The organism is Halorientalis sp. LT38, assembly GCF_037031225.1.
GTDB lineage: Archaea > Halobacteriota > Halobacteria > Halobacteriales > Haloarculaceae > Halorientalis > Halorientalis halophila.
Genome location: NZ_JAYEZN010000001.1, coordinates 1,649,278 through 1,669,106 on the forward strand (window position 1 = coordinate 1,649,278; position 19,829 = coordinate 1,669,106).

At 68.9% G+C, this 19,829-nt stretch carries 16 protein-coding genes and 1 tRNA gene; 12 read left to right on the forward strand and 5 right to left on the reverse strand.

Annotated features, from left to right (window positions below; all coding sequences use genetic code 11):
* The first annotated feature begins 94 nt into the window (after window positions 1–94).
* The 4 genes from U5918_RS08455 to U5918_RS08470 are packed head-to-tail and all read left to right on the forward strand — an operon-like array spanning window position 95 to window position 6,871.
* Entirely contained in the window at window positions 95–3,151 is a 3,057-nt protein-coding gene (locus tag U5918_RS08455; protein WP_336000885.1) for a transglutaminase domain-containing protein, read from the forward strand.
* Window positions 3,148–3,816 carry a DUF7269 family protein gene (locus tag U5918_RS08460; protein ID WP_336000887.1) on the forward strand — a complete coding sequence of 223 codons (669 nt, stop codon included), beginning with the start codon at window positions 3,148–3,150 and terminating at the stop codon, window positions 3,814–3,816. Before U5918_RS08455 ends, U5918_RS08460 begins: the two co-directional genes overlap by 4 nt.
* Window positions 3,816–5,192, forward strand: coding sequence for a DUF58 domain-containing protein (locus tag U5918_RS08465; protein ID WP_336000888.1), 1,377 nt, complete (start codon window positions 3,816–3,818; stop codon window positions 5,190–5,192). Before U5918_RS08460 ends, U5918_RS08465 begins: the two co-directional genes overlap by 1 nt.
* Entirely contained in the window at window positions 5,189–6,871 is a 1,683-nt protein-coding gene (locus U5918_RS08470) for a DUF7519 family protein (protein ID WP_336000889.1), read from the forward strand. Before U5918_RS08465 ends, U5918_RS08470 begins: the two co-directional genes overlap by 4 nt.
* Before the next feature lies 1 nt (window position 6,872).
* Here U5918_RS08470 and U5918_RS08475 read toward each other — a convergent pair whose 3' ends face one another.
* The 5 genes from U5918_RS08475 to U5918_RS08495 all read right to left on the reverse strand — a co-directional run bounded on the left by U5918_RS08475 (window position 6,873) and on the right by U5918_RS08495 (window position 10,029).
* A complete protein-coding gene (locus tag U5918_RS08475; RefSeq protein WP_336000890.1) occupies window positions 6,873–7,826 on the reverse strand; it encodes an AAA family ATPase in 954 nt (317 codons plus the stop codon).
* 59 nt (window positions 7,827–7,885) lie between these two features.
* A complete protein-coding gene (locus U5918_RS08480; protein ID WP_336000892.1) occupies window positions 7,886–8,185 on the reverse strand; it encodes a winged helix-turn-helix transcriptional regulator in 300 nt (99 codons plus the stop codon).
* Between the two features lie 329 nt (window positions 8,186–8,514).
* Complete coding sequence (locus U5918_RS08485) at window positions 8,515–9,171, reverse strand: hypothetical protein (protein ID WP_336000893.1); 657 nt, start codon at window positions 9,169–9,171, stop codon at window positions 8,515–8,517.
* 102 nt (window positions 9,172–9,273) lie between these two features.
* Window positions 9,274–9,687, reverse strand: a complete 414-nt coding sequence (locus U5918_RS08490) for a group I intron-associated PD-(D/E)XK endonuclease (RefSeq protein WP_336000894.1) — start codon at window positions 9,685–9,687, stop codon at window positions 9,274–9,276.
* 269 nt (window positions 9,688–9,956) lie between these two features.
* A tRNA-Asp gene (locus U5918_RS08495) sits at window positions 9,957–10,029 on the reverse strand.
* Between the two features lie 282 nt (window positions 10,030–10,311).
* Between U5918_RS08495 and U5918_RS08500 the strand changes: the two genes are divergently transcribed.
* The 8 genes from U5918_RS08500 (at window position 10,312) to U5918_RS08535 (ending at window position 19,660) form a co-directional block, all read left to right on the forward strand.
* Entirely contained in the window at window positions 10,312–10,539 is a 228-nt protein-coding gene (locus U5918_RS08500; protein WP_336000896.1) for a DNA-directed RNA polymerase subunit H, read from the forward strand.
* On the forward strand, window positions 10,540–12,105 hold the full coding sequence (locus U5918_RS08505) for a DNA-directed RNA polymerase subunit B'' (RefSeq protein WP_336000898.1): 1,566 nt from the start codon (window positions 10,540–10,542) through the stop codon (window positions 12,103–12,105).
* Window position 12,106: 1 nt separating this feature from the next.
* Window positions 12,107–13,933: a DNA-directed RNA polymerase subunit B gene (rpoB, locus tag U5918_RS08510; protein ID WP_336000900.1), complete on the forward strand. Its 1,827-nt coding sequence runs from the start codon at window positions 12,107–12,109 to the stop codon at window positions 13,931–13,933.
* Complete coding sequence (locus tag U5918_RS08515) at window positions 13,934–16,852, forward strand: DNA-directed RNA polymerase subunit A' (RefSeq protein WP_336000901.1); 2,919 nt, start codon at window positions 13,934–13,936, stop codon at window positions 16,850–16,852.
* Between the two features lie 2 nt (window positions 16,853–16,854).
* The gene (gene rpoA2 / locus U5918_RS08520) at window positions 16,855–18,099 is read left to right on the forward strand and encodes a DNA-directed RNA polymerase subunit A'' (protein WP_336000902.1); all 1,245 of its coding nucleotides are present in this window, start codon (window positions 16,855–16,857) and stop codon (window positions 18,097–18,099) included.
* Window positions 18,100–18,103: 4 nt separating this feature from the next.
* Window positions 18,104–18,529 (forward strand): NusA-like transcription termination signal-binding factor, encoded by a 426-nt coding sequence (locus U5918_RS08525; protein ID WP_336000904.1) that lies wholly within the window; start codon window positions 18,104–18,106, stop codon window positions 18,527–18,529.
* An 86-nt stretch (window positions 18,530–18,615) separates the two neighbouring features.
* Window positions 18,616–19,044 carry a 30S ribosomal protein S12 gene (locus U5918_RS08530; protein WP_336000905.1) on the forward strand — a complete coding sequence of 143 codons (429 nt, stop codon included), beginning with the start codon at window positions 18,616–18,618 and terminating at the stop codon, window positions 19,042–19,044.
* A gap of 1 nt (window position 19,045) precedes the next feature.
* Window positions 19,046–19,660, forward strand: coding sequence for a 30S ribosomal protein S7 (locus U5918_RS08535; RefSeq protein ID WP_336000907.1), 615 nt, complete (start codon window positions 19,046–19,048; stop codon window positions 19,658–19,660).
* Window positions 19,661–19,829: the final 169 nt, after the last annotated feature.

A 19,829-nucleotide genomic window follows, 5' to 3' on the forward strand; every position in this document is an offset into this window, starting at 1 on the left:
TACCGAATGTTTAATCCCTTCCTGCCGCTGGGTTACGATGAGATTACCGGCGAGCGTCTCGCGGGGGTAGCTCGCCGGGGACGACATCGTTACCATGGCATCCGAGGCGGCAACGGCAACGCGCGAGCGAGCACGGACTGCTGTCGCGGTCCTGGCCATCACCGGGTTCGTCCTCGTCGCGGTCGTCTTGCCCGTCGTCGGCGCGGACGCGCCGGGCGGGTCGCTGCTCGACCGCGAGGGCGCAGGCGAGGCGGGGACCGGCGACGGGAGCGGCGCGCTCGGCGACGTCCTCGGCGGCCGGAACGCGAGCGGCGGTGGCGGCGAGGGATCGCTCGTCGAGGGGCTCGTGGGCTCGCTCTCGGGCGGCGACCCTGGAAGCGCGGGCCAGGGAAGCGGCGGCGGCGCGGGCGAGCGACTCGGCGACGGCGGCGGGTTCGGCGCGCTCGATCCGGGCGAGCGGACGGGGGTCGGGTCGCAGGGCGCGCCGCTTTCCGACAGCCTCCGGAATCAGTCCGCGGAGCCGCACTTCCTCGTGCAAAGCTCGGCGGCGACCTACTGGCGGACCGGGGCCTACGCCCGCTACACCGGTGACGGCTGGGAGGGCCGGGGCGAGGCGACGTCGGGGAACTGGCCACGCGAGCCGACGACGGCCGCCGACGACCGCGAGACGATCACGCAGCGCTACCGCCTGCTCCAGCCCGCCGGCTCGCTCCCGGCGGCCTGGCAGCCGACCGACGTCGGCGTCGACGACGCGACCGACGTGCGCGTGACCGACCAGGGCGGCCTCCGGTACGCCGGGGGGCTCTCGACGAACGCGACCTACACGGTGACCAGCGCGGCACCGCCGCGGGACCCCGGGCGACTCCGGGCCGCAGGGACCGACTATCCCAACGAGATCGAATCGCGCTACGTCGACGGCGCCGGGGACGGCTCCGACCGTCTCGAGTCCTTCACCGACGACCTGACCGCGGACGCGGACACCCCCTACGACCAGGCCGTCGCCATCGAGGGGTGGCTGGAGGCGAACAAGCGGTACTCGCTGAACGCCAGCCACGAGGGGGGCGACGTGGCCGAGCAGTTCGTCTTCGAGATGGAGCGGGGCTACTGCGAGTACTTCGCGACGGCCATGGCGGTCATGCTCCGGAGCCAGGACATCCCGGCGCGGTACGTCGTCGGCTACTCGACCGGGGAACCCCGTTCGAACGACACGTACCTCGTGCGCGCGATGAACGCGCACGCGTGGGTCGAGATGTACGTGCCCGGCACCGGCTGGGTCCGGTTCGACCCGACGCCGGGCCGCGAGCGCCTGGCCAGCGAGTTCCGCGCCTACCAGCGCGCCGCCGAGAACGGCGACGCCGAGGGCGCCGCCCGGCGCTTCCTCGAATCCGCGAGCCGCGAGGACGGCGGGAACCCCTTCGATCCGGACGGCCAGGAGTCCGCCAGCGGGGGCGAGAGCGGACCCGACCCCGGGGACGGCTCGGGCGAGGGTGACGACGGCACGGACGGCTCAGGCGAGGGAGATGGCGCCGAGAACGCGAGCGAGGACGCGGAGACGTACAACCACACGGAGTCCGGCAGTCCGGGCGAGACGTTCGACCCGGCGAGCGAGGCGAGCGTCCAGGTGTCGCTGTCGAGCGATCCCGTTCCGGGCCAGCGAGTCGGCGTCCGCGTCGAGCGCGACGGCGACCCGGTGCCGGGCGTGGCGGTAGCCTTCGACGGTCGCCGGATCGGCGTCACGAACGAGTCCGGGCAGGTCAGCGGCGAGGTCCCCTTCTCCGCACAGCTCGACGTGACCGTCTCGGTTCCCGACGACGAGGGCGGACCGGCCGGGAGTGCGGCGCTCGCACTCCCGACGACGCTCGCGGGATCGAGTCCCGCGGCCCCCCTGCAAAACGAGACCAACACCACCAGAACCTTCGACGTGCCGACGGCGATCGCGGTCGGCGTCGAAGGCGATCCGGCGCCCGGCGCGTCCGTGACCGTGAACGCGACCATCGCTGGAAGTCCGGTCTCGCAGGCCGCAGTGACGGTCAACGGGACCGACGTCGGTCGCACAGGTTCAGACGGCCGGCTGGACGTGACCCTGCCCGTTCGCGAGCGGGCGTCGATCCGGGTCGAGCGCGGCGAGGCGGCGGGCAACCGGACCCTGCGACTGGCCGATCTGAACGTGACCGTCTCCGGGTTCGCGTTGCCGGGCCTCTCCGTCACGGCGACCGTCACTGACGGGGGCGAACCGGTCCCGGGCGCCACCGTCTCCGCCGGGGGCGAGACGGTCGAAACCGGTTCGGACGGAACGGCAACCGTCTCGCTCCCGCTCTCGCCCGGCGCTACCGTGACTGCCGAGACGCCGGCCGGGCTCACCGAGAGCCAGCCAGTACAGATGCGCTACCTGACGGCCGGCTTCCTCGCGGTGCTGGCGATCCTCGCCGTCGCCGGGGCGGTGATGCTCCGCTCCCGCGCGGTCGCGGCCGGGCGATCCCTGCGCGAGCAGGTCCGGGTCGCGCTCCACTGGCTCTCCGGCGCGTTCGTCGCCGGTCTGGTCGCCCTCGCGGTCCGCGGCGAGGCGCTGCTCGCGGCGCTGCCCGCCCACCTGCGCCGATTGCGTTCCGCACTGGCCGAGGCGATCCAGGCATTCGTCGCCGCCGTCCGCGCCCGGGAGTTCGACCTCGGGCGGTTGCCCGCGCCGCGAGCCATCCTGACACACCTTTTCGCCGCACTCGCGAGGCTCGTCGGGCGCGTCGGTGCTTCCTTGTCCGGACGGGACTCGAACCCGGAGCCGGACCCGCCGGCGGCGACGGCAGCGGCGACCGACGACCCGACGCCGGACGCACGCGAACGGGTGCGGCGGGCCTGGCGTGAGTTCCGCGCGCAGGTGCCCGTCGCGGACCACCGGACGAAGACCCCCGGCGAACTCGCCCGCTCGGGCGTCGACGCGGGGTTCCCCCGGAGCGCCGTTCGGACGCTCCGGGACGCGATCCGGGACGTGGAGTACGGCCGGCGCGACCCCGCCGGGTACGTCGACGCCGTCGACGAGGCGCAGCGGGAACTTTCGAAGGCGGGCGGAGACGGTGCCGAGAGCGCGGCGGCCACAGACGGCGGCGAGGCCAGTGATGGATCGGCGGAATCACCGGACGGGAGTGAGAACGCGTGATCTCCCGGACTCGCCTGCTGGTCGGTGGTGGCGCTGTCGGGCTGCTCGCGGCGGCGACGCTCGCGCTCGCCCCCGGTCTCCTGCCGATCCCGCGGTCACAGCTTGCGTCGGCGATGGACTCGCTGACCGGGACGGTCGGGCTGGCGGCGCTGGCCGTCGTCGCCGGCCTGACCGCCGCGGTCCAGGGGCTGTGGTCCTCTACGACCCCGTCGCGCCCGCCGCCGCTGCCGGTCGACGGCGACCTGACCGACGAGGACGCCGACGGGACGGTGGTAGGGGACGACTTCGACGCCCGACTCGCGGCGGTCAGCCGGGTCGGGGGTCGCTCCGCCGAGTCGGAGGCGGTCCTCCGGGAGGAGCTCCGGCGGTTGGCGACGGACGTCTACGAGCGGACCCACCGCTGTGACTGGGAGACGGCCGCCCGCGCGGTCGAGGACGGGAGCTGGACAGACGACCCGGCCGCGGCGGCGTTCGTCGGCGGGGCCGACGCCCCCGACGTCCCGCTGCGGCTCTGGTTCCGGGACATGCTCGGCGAACGCGGGGCCTTCCACCGCCAGACGATCCGGACGATCCGGGCCATCTACGCGCTCGAAGCCGCCGACCGGGCGACCGAATCCACCGAGTCGGCCCCCGAAGACGCTGCCGAGGAGGTGTCCGGCGCGTGATGCGCGTCGCCCGCTGGCACGGCGCCCTCGTCGGCGCCCTCTTCGCCAGCGCCCTCGGGCTGTACGTCGGCGACCACGTCTTCTTCCTGGCCGCGACCATCCCCCTCTCGTACGTCGTCTACGGCCACCTCACGGGGCTCGGGCCGCCCTCGCTGTCCGTCGAGCGGACGTTCGACGACGAGCACGTCGACCCCGGGGACCGTGTGACAGTCCACCTCACCGTCGAGAACACGGGCGAGCGAGCCATCCCGGACCTGCGGCTGGTCGACGGCGTCCCGGCGGACGTGGCCGTCGTCGACGGCTCCCCGGCCGCGGCCATCGCGCTCCGGCCGGGCGAGTCGACGACCGTGACCTACGAGGTCCACCCGCCGCGGGGGAGCCACGAGTTCGGGACCGTCGCCGTCCGCGGGCGGAACCTGGCGGGCACCGTCACGGGGACGACCACCGTCGCGCCCGTCGGATCCGAGACGCTGCGCTGTTCGACCCTGCTGGACGAGTTCCCGCTCGCGGACCTGACGACCCCCTTCGCTGGCCAGCGCCCGACCGACACCGGCGGGGAGGGCATCGAGTTCCACTCCGTCAGGGAGTACCGCCGCGGCGACCCCCTCTCGCACGTCGACTGGCGGCGACTCGCCCGCACGGGCGAACTCGCGACCGTCACCTTCCGCCAGGAGCGGGCCGCGACGGTCGTGTTCGTCGTCGACGACCGCCCGATCGCCCGGCCCCAGCCCGTGGCCGGCGGCCCCTCGGCGTTCGACCACGTGCTCTACGCCGCCTCCCGCGGCCTGGTCACCCTCACCGACGCCGGCCACGAGGTGGGCGTGACGACGCTCTCACCCGGCGACGAGCGCGACTGGGTGTCGCCCGGCCGCGGCGGCGCGACGGAGGCCGCCGCCGCAGATCTCTTCGACCGCCTCGACGAGAGCGGCGAGGACGACGGCCCCGGGCCACAGCCCGCACACACCCCCGTTGCGACGGACGGAGCCGGTGACGCGGGCGGGGACGACGGCGAACCCGGCGACGCCGAGCCGGACGGCCCCGACGGGACCGCACTCGGCCTCGCGCTGTGCGAACGGCTCCCCGCGAACGCCCAGGTCGTGCTCTGCACGCCGCTTTCCGACGACGCGCCGGTCGCCGTCGTCGAGACGTTACTGTCGAACCGCCACGCCGTGACCGTCCTCAGCCCGGACGTCACGACGGCGAACGAGGGAGAGCACCCCACGCCCGGCCAGGCCGTGTCCGAGATCAGGCGGCGGACCCGGCTGACCGACATCGAACGGCTGGGCGTCGTCGGGATCGACTGGCGACCGGACGAGCCGCTCCAGATCGCACTCGCCGACGTGCTGTCGGCCGCGAGCAGGGGGTGGCGCGAATGAGGGGCGTCGACGCGACCGCCGGCGAGAGCGAGGGTCAGACCGACGGATCGCCCCGCACCGACGGGGGCAGCGAGCGGGTCCTGCCGCGGCTGGGGAGCGGCGAGGGCATCCTGGCCGCGGCGTTCGAGACGGTCGGCGGGACGCAACTGTCGGGGGTCGTCGGCGCCCTCGTCGCGATCCTCGCCGCCGCGCTCGCGGGCGGACAGCTCCTCGGGAGCAGGCTCACCGTCGCGTCGCTGCTGGCGGGCGGCTTGCTCGCGGCCGGGCTGTACGGCCTCCGGAGCGACCGGGTCGCGGTACTGTTCGCCGCCGGCGCGCTCCTGACACCCGCCGCCGTCGCCTTCGCCGTCGCGCTGGGCGTCGGCCTCGCGTTCGGGCTGGACGTCGGACGGCCGGTGGGCCACCTCGCGGCCCTGATCGTCGTCCTGCTCGCGGGCACCGGGTTCGGCGCGGTGCTGACCGCCGTCCCGCTGCGCGAGGGAGCGATCCTCGCCGGCTCGCTCATGCGCTTCGTCGGGATGCTCGTCCCGCTGACGGTCGCGCAGGTGCTCGTCGTCGCCGTCGCCGCCAAGGAGTCGGTCGTCGTCGTCCTCGCGCGACTCGTCGTCGACAGCCCCGACCCGCTACTGGCGCTGGGCCGCGCCCTGCTGGCCCCCAGCGGCGGAACGGCGCTGTTGACCTTCCTCCTGTACGTCGTGCTCGTGCTCTACCTGTTCCGACTCGTCCTGCGATCGATCCCCGTCGCGACGCTGTTCCCGCCGCGCCAGCGACCGATGGTCACGGCACGGCTCGATCGGGTGGGCACGCGACTGGGCCGACTCCTCCTCGGCGTGACGGCCGCCGCCGTCTGTCTCTACGTCGCGGCCGCGGTCGCCGGCGTCCACGCACCGGCGGCCCTGGCCGGCGTCCTGGGCGACGCCGTCGGCGGGCCGCTGGTCTGGCTGCTGACGACCCTCTGGGTCCGGACGCTGTTCGTCATCGCCATCGGGACGATGGGGGCAGTCGTCGTCGCCGAACGACTCCGCCGGCGCGTGCGCCGACTCTCGGAGGCCGACTTGTTGCGACAGGGGATGCCACCGCTCGGCGCCTTCGTCGTCGCGCTCGTGCTGGGCCTCGGCCTCGACCTGCTGGTCAGCGCGGACGAGTTGCTGGCGACCGCGCCGCCGACGGTCCGCCCCGCCGCCGAGTCGCTGCTCGCGGGCGGGGTCGTCACGGCCGTCCTCGTGGTGGCCTTCGCCGCGCTCATCCTCGCCGGCCTCACGTTCGTCGCGCTCGCCGTGCTCGTGAGTTCCCCCGTCCTCCCCGAGCGGGCGCTCGGTCCCACCCTCTCCAGTGCCGCCGCGTTCGGGCTCGCGATGCTCGTCGTCCTCTTCGGCGGGTCGTCGCTGGTCGCCTTCGTCGTCGTCGCCGCCGCGGTGGTGGTCTGGGACGCCGGCGAGTTCGCGACCGGCCTCCGCGAGGAACTCCCGGCCGGCGCCGCGTCGACCCGTGGCGAACTCGTCCACGTCGGCGGGAGCCTCGCTGTCGCGCTGCTCGCCGTCGTTGGTGCCCTCGTCCTCGCCCTGCTGATCGCGAGCGAGGCCATCGTCCCCGCCGCCTCCGACGCCGCGCTGGCGGCCGGTGCGGTGACCGTCGCCTTCGGGACCACGCTGCTCTTGCTCTCCTCGCTCCGGGAGTGACCTACCGCTCGACCGTGGGGACCGGCACCCGGTCCAGCACGTCGGCCAGCACGTCCCGTTTCGAGACCGACCGGACGCTCGACTCCGCCGTCAGGACGAGCCGGTGGGCCAGCACGGCGTCGGCCACCGTCTTCACGTCGTCCGGGACCACGTAGTCCCGGCCGGCGATCACCGCGTACGCGCGAGCCGCCTCGAACAACCGCTGGATCCCCCGCGGTGAGACGCCGACCTGTACCCGGTCGTCCGCCCGCGTCGCCCGCCCCAGGTCGACGACGTATTCCCTGACTTTGCGCTCGACGGTCACAGTCTCGGGCGTCGCCTGGAGGTCCCGGACCGTCTCCGGGTCGACCACCGGGCCGACGGTCGGGGCCTGCTCGGTCCGGCTCGCCCGCCGGTCCAGCAGTTCGAGTTCCCCGTCGCGGTCGGGGTAGCCCATCGAGCTCTTGATCATGAACCGGTCGCGCTGGGCCTCCGGCAGCGAGAAGGTCCCCTCCTGTTCGACGGGGTTCTGCGTCGCCATCACGAAAAAGGGCTCCGGGAGCTCGTGTGTCGTCCCGTCGACGGTGACCTGGCGCTCCTCCATGGCCTCGAGCAGCGCGGCCTGCGTCTTCGGCGGCGCGCGATTGATCTCGTCGGCCAACACCACGTTCGCGAAGATCGGCCCCTCCGCGAACTCGAAGGTCCCCGCCCCCTCGTCGTAGACGTTCGTCCCCGTCACGTCCGCGGGGAGCAGGTCTGGCGTGAACTGCACTCGTGAGAACTCGAGGCCGAGCGCCGTCGCCAGACTCCGCGCGGTCAGCGTCTTGCCCACGCCCGGCACGTCCTCGAACAGGACGTGGCCGCGCGCGAGGATTCCCGTCAGCACCCGCTCGAGAAAGGTCCGGTCCGTGATGACAGCCGACTGTACCTCGTCGAGGACCGCCGTACACTCCCCGGCGGCGTCCGTCACGTCCATGCGTGTAGGTGCAAACTCACCCACAAGAATCTTCGTGCTGTGTCCGACCGCGGGCCGCCCTACGTCCCCTCGACCTCGTCGTCGCGAACGCGTTCGAGCCGCGCGATCAACTCGTCGAGCCCCTCGTTGACGCGCTGGAGGCGCTCGTCGATGTCGTCGGCCGGCACTGCACCCTCCGGCGTCGGCTCGATGAACCCGTCGTTCTCCAGCATCCGCAGGGAGTACCGCACCTTGTGTTCGGGGACGTCCGTCCGATCGGCCAGTTTGACGATCCCGATCGGACCGTCGGCCACGACCGCGCGGAGGATCTCCAGATCTCGCCGTTCCTTCTCCACCTGGTTCCTGAGTCGCTCGTCCATACTGGGGTATCTCCACAGTCGTAGCCGCCCCCGACTTATAGTTCTTGTATGTCCCTCGGCCGGGGCGTTCGCCCACTAATCAGGTCGCCTCGCTGACGGTTCGTTCGCCGTTCGTTCATCCGGCGGTCTCGCTGTCTCGCGGTTTCACCGCTCGACTGTTCGAGGAGTCCCCTCCGGTCGTCCTCGCTACGCTCGACCGCCCGGTTCACGGGCGCTTCGCGCCCGTTCACCAGTTCGGAGATTCTCCTTTCAGTCGAATCTCCCTACTCACGGCTCACTTCGTTCGCCGTTCGCACGTCCGGCGACGCTCCCTTCGGTCGCGTCGCTCGCTACTCGTCCACCGGCGTCCGCCGCAACTCGTCGATCTGATCCCGAAGCGCCCCCAGCTCCGACTCCAGTTCCTCCCGCCGGTCGATCAGCGCGCTCAGCTCCTCGGTGTTGACCGGCTGCTCGTTCTCCAGCGCCACGTCCAGCGCGTCTGTCGTCGCCCGCACCAGGAAGTGGGCCACCTGCAGCACCTCCTCCGGGGACTCACGCCCCGTGTACAGTTCCACCTCGCCCGACAGCGGCGTGTACTCGATCAGCGGCACCTCCTCGTCGGCCTGGTAGGTCGTCGCCGTCCCCAGGCTCGTCACCGAGTTCTTCCGGTCCTGGGTCTGCTCCGAACGGACGAGCCCGAACTCGTCGGCCAGCGTCCCGTAGGTCGCCTCGAGATCCCGGAGCTTCTGCCCCGTCTCGACGTCCATCTGGGCCTCCACGTCCGCGAAGAACTGCGCCGAGCCGCCGAGACTCAGCGCGACGGCGAAGAAGGCACCCTGCGAGTGCTCGGCGAAGTCCCGCAGCCGATCGCGCACCGCCGCGTGTCGGCCCTCTGCCGCCAGCTTCTGGAGGTCGTCCAGGAAGGCGCGCGTCCCCGCCTCCTGCTCGAGGTAGTCCTCGATCAGCGCCTTGGGCATCTCCCGCGGCGGGTCGTCCCGGCTGTTCATACCCCCTCTTCCGCCCCCCGCCACTATACGCTTTGGTCCGTGTTCTCAGTCGTGGGAACGAGGTGCGATGAGAGGCTTCGAGGTTGGCCCGGGACGGCCGAGCTACGGAATCTCCCCGTCGAACTCGAAATCCGCCGCCCAGTTGATCGACGGGTGGTCGATCTCCGCGTCGAAGCGGAGTTCCATCTTCTGCGTCGTGGCGTCGGCGACGTCGATCCAGTAGAGCGTCTCTCTCGGCGGATACCGAACCACGAACGCCTCGATTCGGCCCTGATACGTCTGTTCGCTGTATTGCCCGTCCTCGGTCGTCTGTGAGTGGGTGTTGAATCGGATCGTGTTCTGCTTGTTCGCCCACGCGGTTTTACACTGGACCCGGTGCATCCGTTCTCCGTCGTCGACGATCAGATCGTACTTGTCGTTGTCTCCGAAGGGGATCGACACGCTGTATCCCGCTGCGAGCAACTCGTGGACGATCCGCGCTTCCGACTCGTCCCCTCGGTTCTTCGTGGCGCCCATCGGGAGTCGGTGCACCCGCTCTCGCGCATAAACACTCACACCAGCGTCCGGGTCGCACCCGTCGCTCCCGATTTGGCGTCAGCAGAAAGCGCCCGGAGCGGGAGTGCGCGCTTGCACCGCGCACGCCGACCGACCCCGTCGGTCGGAATTTGAACCGGATGAAGACTCGCTTCGCTCGTCTTCCAGGGTTCAAATCCCTGGCGTATTCTCGGCTCACGAACGCGAGAACACGCTACGCGGTTTTCGCGGGATAGTTCGCCGAAGAAGTACGCCCGGAGCGGGATTTGAACCCGCGTCACAACCGTGACAGGGTTGTATGATGGGCCACTACACCATCCGGGCGAACGCAACTCTTCGTACCCGGGTTGCAGTATTAAGACTTTCCAAAGGAGTCGGCGTCGTCACGCGTTCCCACGGCGACGCCCTGCGTCAGACGGAGACCGTGAGAACCCAAACTCCTATGTGCGCAGTTCTCGTACTGTCACGGCAACACGCCCCGCCGGCCCCGAAAACGAGGGCCGCGTAGCGCCGCTCGGCGGATTTTGACAAGTCTTAAATGGGCCCCAGCGCAAGGAGGCTGTAGTATCTCGTGACAGCAACCTTCTCCAGCCAGCCAGGCCACACATGGTAGACGTAAGCGAACACGAACTCGTACCGGACCACAACGTCCTCCCCGACGAGGATCTCGAGGACGTGCTTCAGGAGTACAACATCGACCGAACAGACCTGCCGAAGATCACCCGTGCGGACCCGGCGCTCCCCGAGGAGGCCGACGTGGGCGACGTCATCGAGATCGTCCGCGACTCCCGCACGACGGATCGGGCAGTCGTATACCGGCTCGTGGTGGAATAAATGAGGATCGACGACAGACGCGCGATCTCGCGCGAGTACTTTTCGAGGGAACGGCTCGCAGAACACCACTTCCGCTCGTTCAACGCGTTCCTCGACCGGGGGATGCAGGAAGTGGTCGACGAGAAAGAGACGATCGAAACCGACATCGGCGACAAGGAGGGCGAGGAGCCTGTCTTCGTCGAGCTCGGCGACGTCCGCGTGGTCACCCCGCGCGTCCGCGAAGCCGACGGCTCCGAGGAGCTGCTCTATCCCCAGGAGGCCCGTCTCCGGAACATCACCTACGCGGCGCCGGTGTTCATGGAGATGGCGATCATCAAGGGCGGCATCGAGGAAGAGGAACACGTCGTCGACCAGACCGAGACGAAGATCGGCCGGATGCCGATCATGGTCGGCTCGAACAAGTGCAACATCTCGGGCTTTACCGACAACGAACTGATCGACATCGGTGAGGACCCGGCCGACCCCGGTGGCTACTTCTGCGTCAACGGCTCCGAGCGAGTGCTGATGACCAGCGAGGACCTCGCGCCGAACAAGATCCTCGCGGAGTACGACACCAAGTACGGCGACGAGATCCAGGTCGCGAAGACCTTCTCCCAGCGCCGGGGCTACCGCGCGCTGGTGCTCTGTGAGCGGACCCGCGACGGGATCCTGGAAGTCTCCTTCCCGTCGGTCTCGGGGAGCATCAACTTCGTGACGCTCGTGCGCGCGCTCGGGCTCGAATCGGACGAGGAGATCGTCCACCGGGTCAGCGACGACCCGGAGATCGTGAAGTTCATGCTCGAGAACCTGGAGGCCGCCGAGGTCCAGACGACCGAGGAGGCCATCGAGACGCTCGGGAAGCGCGTCGCCTCCGGCCAGGGCAAGAACTACCAGCTGAAGCGAGCGAACTACGTCATCGACCGGTACCTGCTCCCGCACCTCCACGAGGACGGGGTCGACGAGGAGGAGGTCCGGATCAACAAGGCGTACTACCTCTGCCGGATGGCCGAGGCCTGCTTCGAGCTGGCGCTCGGACGCCGCGAATCCGACGACAAGGACCACTACGCCAACAAGCGCCTCAAGGTCTCGGGCGACCTGATGAAGGACCTGTTCCGGACGGCGCTGAACAAGCTGGCACGGGACGTGAAGTACCAGCTCGAACGCGCGAACATGCGCAACCGGCAGCTGTCGGTGTCGACCGTGGTTCGCTCGGACGTGCTGACCGAGCGGCTCGAACACCCGATCGCGACGGGCAACTGGGTGGGCGGCCGCTCCGGCGTGAGTCAGCTGGTCGACCGAACGGACTACATGGGGGTTCTCTCCCACCTGCGCCGGCTCCGGTCGCCGCTGTCGCGCAGCCAGCCGCACTTCGAGGCGCGTGACCTGCACGCGACCCAGTGGGGGCGGATCTGTCCCTCAGAGACGCCCGAGGGGCCCAACTGCGGCCTGGTGAAGAACTTCGCGCAGGCGATGGAGCTGTCACAGAACATCGAGGACGAACAGGGACTGAAACACGAACTCGCGTCGATGGGCGTCTCGGGCATCCCGGGGATCGAGTCCATCGAACAGCAGCCAGCGGACGACTAATATGAGTCAGGGACGCGACGCAAAAGTATACGTCAACGGCAGTTTGGTCGGGACGCATCCCGAACCGGAGAAGCTCGCGGACGACATCCGGCAGGCACGGCGCCGGGGCGACGTCAGCGAGATGGTGAACGTCTCGGTCAAGGACCGCACCGACGAGGTCATCGTCAACGCCGACGCCGGCCGGGCGCGGCGCCCGCTGATCGTCGTCGAGGACGGCGAACCCCTCATGTCCGACGAGGAGGTCGCGGCGGTCAAGGCCGGCGAACTCGGCTTCGACGAACTGGTCGACCGGGGCTACGTCGAGTTCATCGACGCCGAGGAGGAAGAGGACATCCTCGTCGCCGTCGACGAGGAGGGCGTCACCGAGGACCACACACACCTGGAGGTCGACCCGCAGCTGATCTTCGGAATCGGTGCGGGGATGATCCCCTACCCCGAGCACAACGCCAGCCCGCGGATTACCATGGGCTCGGGGATGATCAAGCAGTCGCTGGGACTGCCCTCGGCCAACTACCGGATCCGGCCGGACACGCGCCAGCACCTGCTGCACTACCCACAGCTCTCGATGGTCAAGACCCAGACCACCGAGCAGATCGGCTACGACGACCGCCCGGCGGCCCAGAACTTCGTCGTCGCCGTGATGAGCTACGAGGGGTTCAACATCGAGGACGCGCTCGTCCTCAACGGCGGGTCCGTGGATCGGGCGCTGGCCCGGTCGCACTTCTTCCGGACCTACGAGGGCGAGGAACGGCGCTACCCCGGCGGCCAGGAGGACCACTTCGAGATCCCCGACGAGGACGTCCGGGGCGCGCGCGGTGAGGAAGCCTACACCCACCTCGACGAGGACGGGCTGGTCAACCCCGAGACCCACGTCGGCGAGAACGACGTGCTGCTCGGGAAGACCAGTCCCCCGAGATTCCTCGAGGAACCCGACGACATGGGCGGGCTCTCCCCGCAGAAGCGCCGGGAGACCTCGGTCACGATGCGTTCGGGCGAGTCGGGGGTCGTCGACACCGTCACGCTCATGGAGGGCGAGGACGGCTCGAAGCTCTCGAAGGTCAAGGTACGCGACGAGCGGATCCCCGAACTCGGGGACAAGTTCGCGTCGCGGCACGGCCAGAAGGGGGTCGTCGGCCACATCGCCCCCCAGGAGGACATGCCCTTCACCGAGCAGGGCGTGGTGCCGGACCTGATCCTGAACCCCCACGCGCTGCCCTCGCGGATGACGGTGGGCCACGTGCTGGAGATGCTGGGTGGGAAGGTCGGGGCGCTGGAGGGACGGCGCGTCGACGGGACGCCCTTCACCGGCGAGAACGAGGAGGAGCTTCGGGGTTCGCTGGAGGAGCGCGGCTTCAAGTCCAGCGGCAAGGAGATCATGTACTCGGGCGTCACCGGGGAACAGATCGAGGCCGACATCTTCGTCGGGACGATCTTCTACCAGAAGCTCTACCACATGGTCTCGAACAAGCTGCACGCCCGTTCGCGCGGGCCGGTGCAGGTGCTGACCCGCCAGCCCACCGAGGGGCGCGCCCGCGAGGGCGGCCTGCGTATCGGTGAGATGGAACGGGACGTGTTCATCGGCCACGGCGCGGCCATGACGCTGAAGGAACGGCTGCTCGACGAGTCCGACCGCGAGTGGATCTACGTCTGTGCCGAGTGTGGCATGGCGGCCGTCGAGAACGTCGAGCAACGGCGCGTCTACTGCCCCAACTGCGAGGAGGAGACGGACATCCACGAGATCGAGATGTCTTACGCGTTCAAGCTCCTGCTCGACGAGATGAAGGCGCTGGGCATCGCCCCGCGGATCGAACTGGAGGACGCAGTATAAATGAGTCAACACGCACCCAAAGAGATCGGCCAGCTCACGTTCGGGCTGATGAACCCCGAGGAGTACCGGGACATGAGCGCAACGAAGGTCATCACGGCCGACACCTACGACGACGACGGGTTCCCCATCGACATGGGCCTCATGGACCCGCGACTGGGCGTGATCGACCCCGGCCTCGAGTGCAAGACCTGCGGGAAACACTCCGGGTCCTGTAACGGCCACTTCGGCCACATCGAACTCGCGGCGCCGGTCATCCACGTCGGCTTCGCGAAGCTGATCCGGCGACTCCTGCGCGGGACCTGCCGGGAGTGTTCCCGCCTCTGTCTCAACGACGAGGAACGCGAGGAGTTCACGAGCCGCCTGCGACGATCCCGCGAGCTCAGCAACGACCTCAACGACGTGACGAAGGCCGCCATCCGGCAGGCCCGGAAGAAGGACCACTGTCCCTTCTGCGGCGGGAAGCAGTACGACATCAACCACGAGAAGCCCACGACCTACTACGAGGTCCAGCAGGTGCTCTCCGCGGAGTACCCGGACCTGATCGCCGAGGCGATGGAGCCCGACCCCGACGACGAGGACGACCGCGGGGTCTCCCCGGTCGAACTCGCCGACGACACGGGGATCGACCAGAGCCGCGTCCAGGAGATCCTCTCGGGCGAGTTCCGTCCGCGCGAGGAAGACCGCAAGGCCCTCGAGCGGGCCCTGGACGTCGACCTCACCGAGGAGGACATGAACAAGCTGATGCCGAGCGACATCCGGGACTGGTTCGAGGACATCCCGGACGAGGACCTCGACGTGCTCGGCATCAACGCCGAGCGCTCTCGACCGGAGTGGATGATCCTGACCGTGCTACCGGTGCCGCCGGTCACGGCGCGACCCTCGATCACCCTCGACAACGGCCAGCGCTCCGAGGACGACCTCACCCACAAGCTGGTGGACATCATCCGGATCAACCAGCGGTTCATGGAGAACCGCGAGGCCGGTGCACCCCAGCTGATCATCGAGGACCTCTGGGAACTGCTGCAGTACCACGTCACCACGTTCATGGACAACGAGATCAGCGGGACGCCCCCGGCGCGACACCGCTCCGGGCGCCCGCTGAAGACCCTCTCCCAGCGACTCAAGGGCAAGGAGGGCCGTTTCCGGGGCTCGCTGTCCGGGAAGCGCGTGAACTTCTCGGCTCGTACCGTCATCTCGCCGGACCCGACGCTCTCGCTGAACGAGGTCGGCGTCCCGGACCGGGTCGCGACGGAGATGACCCAGACGATGAACGTCAACGAGCGGAACCTGGAGGAGGCGCGCCGCTACGTCTCCAACGGGCCGGAGGCACACCCCGGCGCCAACTACGTCCAGCGGCCGGACGGCCGGCGGCTGAAGGTGACCGAGAAGAACTGCGAGGAACTGGCCGAGAAGGTCGAACCCGGCTGGGAGGTCTCCCGTCACATGATCGACGGGGACATCATCATCTTCAACCGGCAGCCGTCGCTCCACCGGATGTCCATCATGGCCCACGAAGTGGTCGTGATGCCGTACAAGACGTTCCGGCTGAACACGACGGTCTGTCCGCCGTACAACGCCGACTTCGACGGCGACGAGATGAACATGCACGCCCTCCAGAACGAGGAGGCCCGGGCGGAGGCCCGCGTCCTGATGCGCGTGCAGGAACAGATGCTCTCGCCGCGGTTCGGTGAGAACATCATCGGTGCGATCCAGGACCACATCAGCGGGACCTACCTGCTGACCAACCAGAACCCACACTTCAACGAGACGCAGGCGCTCGACCTGCTCCGGGCGACGCGGATCGACGAACTGCCCGAGCCCGACGGCGAGGACGAGACCGGCAAGGCCTACTGGACCGGCCGCACGGTGTTCTCGGAGCTGTTGCCCGAGGACCTGAACATCGAGTTCACCTCCTCGGCCGGCGACACGGTCGTCATCGAGAACGGCCAGCTCGTCGAGGGCACCATCGACGAGGACGCGGTCGGTGCCTTTGGCGGAGAGATCGTCGACACGATCGCCAAGGTCTACTCGAAGACCCGGGCGCGGATCTTCGTCAACGAGGTCGCCTCGCTGGCGATGCGCTCGATCATGCACTTTGGCTTCTCGATCGGGATCGACGACGAGTCGATCTCGCCGGCGGCCGAAGAGCAGATCGACGAGGCGATCGACAACGCCTACGCCCGCGTCCAGGAACTGATCGAGACCTACGACCGGGGCGAACTCGAATCGCTGCCCGGCCGCACGGTCGACGAGACCCTGGAGATGAAGATCATGCAGACGCTGGGGAAGGCGCGTGACTCCGCCGGCGACATCGCCGAGGAGCACTTCGACGACGACAACCCCGCGGTCGTGATGGCGGAATCCGGCGCGCGTGGGTCGATGCTGAACCTGACCCAGATGGCCGGCTGCGTCGGCCAGCAGGCGGTCCGTGGCGAGCGGATCAACCGCGGCTACGAGGACCGCACCCTCAGCCACTACAAGCAGGACGACCTCTCCGCGGAGGCCCACGGCTTCGTGGAGCACTCCTACCGGGGCGGCCTGAACCCGCGGGAGTTCTTCTTCCACGCGATGGGCGGCCGCGAGGGGCTCGTCGACACGGCCGTTCGTACCTCGAAGTCCGGCTACCTGCAGCGCCGGCTGATCAACGCGCTCTCCGAACTGGAGACGCAGTACGACGGGACCGTCCGCGACACCTCGGACACCATCGTGCAGTTCGAGTTCGGCGAAGACGGCACCAGTCCGGTGAAGGTGTCCTCGAACGAGGACAACGACATCGACGTCGACCGGATCGCCGATCGCGTGCTCGACACCGAATTCGACAGCGACGAGGCCAGACAGGAGTTCCTCGGCGAGGGGCGCTCGCCGACGAACCTCTCGGAACACGCCGACGACTGGTGGATGGCCCAGAGTGACGACTAATCATGAGTGAAATAGATTACGACCCCCAACGGAAGTTCGACGGCGTCGACGACGACGTCGAGGCCGTCGTCGAGGACACGGAACTGCCCCGCCGGCTGAAGACGCGGGTCTACGCGACCGTCGACGAGCGTGAGGCCAGCGTCGAGGAGGCAGACCAGATCGCAAAGGCCGTCGAGAGCCGCTACATGGACACGCGGGTCGATCCGCTCGATCCCGTGGGGACGGTGAGCGCCCAGTCAATCGGGGAACCCGGCACGCAGATGACGATGAACACCTTCCACTACGCGGGCGTCGCGGAGATCGACGTCACGCAGGGGCTCCCCCGGCTCATCGAGCTGGTGGACGCCCGGAAGACGCCGGACACGCCGATGATGACCGTCCACCTCGAAGACGAGTTCGCGCAGAACCGCGAGCGCGCTCACGAGGTCGTCTGGAAGATCGAGGCCACGCGCATCCTCGCGCTCGGGGACATCTCGACGGACGTGGCGGACATGCTCGTCCGCGTCGACCTCAACCCGGACACCCTGCAGGAGCGGTGGCCGACGGTCGACAACCTGGCGGAGATCGTCACCGAAATTTCGGAGACCATCGAGTCGAACCTCGGCGTCGAGGTCGTCCAGCTGGACGACACGACCATCGAGTTCGGCCCGGACCAGCCCAGCTACCGCGAGCTGCTCCAGCTGGTCGAGGACCTCCGGGAGATCGTCTTCAAGGGGATCGAGGACATCGACCGCGTCGTCATCCGCCGCGAGGACACCGAGGAGAGCGAGGACGGCGAGTTCGTCCTCTACACGGAGGGGTCGGAGCTGGGCAACGTCCTCGGGATCGAGGGCGTCGACGCCTCGCGCTCGACCTGTAACAACATCCACGAGATCTACCGCCAGCTGGGCGTCGAGGCGGCCCGCGAGGCCATCATCGAGGAGACGATGAACACGCTCGAAGAGCAGGGGCTCGACGACGTGAACATCCGCCACCTCATGCTGGTCGCGGACATCATGACCAACGACGGCACCATCGAGTCCATCGGCCGCCACGGCATCTCCGGGTCGAAGGACTCCGTCCTCGCACGCGCGGCGTTCGAGGTGACGGTCAACCACCTGCTGGACGCGGCGATCCACGGCGAGGTCGACGACCTCAACGGCGTGACGGAGAACGTCATCGTCGGCAAGCCGATCAAGCTCGGCACCGGCGACGTGAACCTCCGGATGGGGTCGGAGCCGGCCCGCGACGGCGAGGGAGCCGACTGAGTCGATGACCGTCTCCCTCTCGGACCGGCAGCGCCAGTACATCGCGCGCTTCGAGGACGAGATCGGGGTCACGGTCCGGGACTGCGTCGTCGACGAGACCTACGACCGCGTCGTCTTCGTCGTCGCGGCGGGGGAGATGGCCGAGGCGATCGGCCCGGGGGGACGCAACGTCGAGCAGATCGAAGAGGAACTGGGAAGCACGGTCGAGTTGATCGAGGACGCCGACACCGCCGAGGCGTTCGTGGCCAACGCGCTGGCCCCCGCCGCGGTGTACAACGTCACGATCAGCGAGAACGAGGACACCGTGGCCTACGCCGAGGTCGACCACGACGACACCGGCGTCGCCATCGGCAAGGACGGCCGGAACATCGAGGCCGCCCGGCGGATGGCGAAGCGACACTTCGACGTGGACGACATCCAGTTAACGTGAGGACGGCAGCGTGGTACGCCCTCGCGTGATTTTTTCGAGTGCGAAAGAGGACGCTTAAGTATCTCGATAGGGTACGGACGGGTACTATGGCGAACGGCAAATACGCCGCGCGCAAGCTCCGGAAGGACCGCCAGCAGCACCGGTGGTCCGACTCGAAGTACGCGCGCCGAGAGCGGGGACTTCGGGAGAAGTCCGACCCACTCGAGGGGGCGCCCCAGGGTCGCGGTATCGTACTCGAAAAGACAGCGGTCGAGGCCAAACAGCCCAACTCCGCGGTCCGGAAATGCGTCCGGGTCCAGTTGATCAAGAACGGCAAACAGGTGACCGCCTTCTGTCCGGGTGACGGCGCTATCTCCTTTATCGACGAACACGACGAGGTCACCATCGCCGGGATCGGTGGCGCGAAGGGTCGCGCGATGGGCGACCTCTCCGGTGTCAACTACAAGGTCGAGAAGGTCAACGGCGTGTCGATGATCGAACTGGTCCGCGGCAACGCCGAGAAACCGGTCCGATAACATGTCCAGCGACGCACCCGAGCCGGAGTCCCCTGCCGGCACCGACGAAGAGGAGAGCGCACCCGCGAAGCTGTTCGGTCAGTGGGAGGTCACGGACATGGAGTACTACGACCCCAGCACCGAACGCTACATCACGATCACCCCCATCGCCCACACGATGGGGCGTCACGCCGGCAAGCAGTTCAAGAAAAGCGAGATCTCCATCGTGGAGCGCCTGATCAACCGGCTGATGCAGACCGAGGAGAACACGGGCAAGAAACAGCAGGCGACCCGGATCGTCCGGGAGGCGTTCGAGATCGTCCACGAGCGGACCGACGAGAACCCCGTCCAGGTCCTCGTCCACGCCGTCGAGAACAGCGCCCCCCGCGAGGAGACCGTCCGCCTGAAGTACGGTGGCATCTCCGTCCCGAAGGCAGTCGACGTCGCGCCCCAGCGCCGCGTCGACCAGGCCCTGAAGTTCCTCGCCGAGGGCGTCTACCAGGACGCCTTCAAGACGACGACCGACGTGGAGGAGGCGCTGGCGAACCAGCTCGTCGGCGCCGCCAACGACGACGTCGGCACCTACGCCGTCAACCAGAAAGAAGAGAAAGAACGCGTCGCCGCGGCCGCTCGCTGAGACACGCGCGCCTCTTTTTCGCCGACGCCCGGAGTCCGCAGAGTCACCAGTCCGCGGAGCCGGTAATCCGGTGGCGTCCCGCAAGTATATTTTCCCCATCCGAACCAGTTAGTAATAAATAGCCGTCCATGTCCGGGGAAATCCTAAGCACGACGTCGCCACCCAGTAT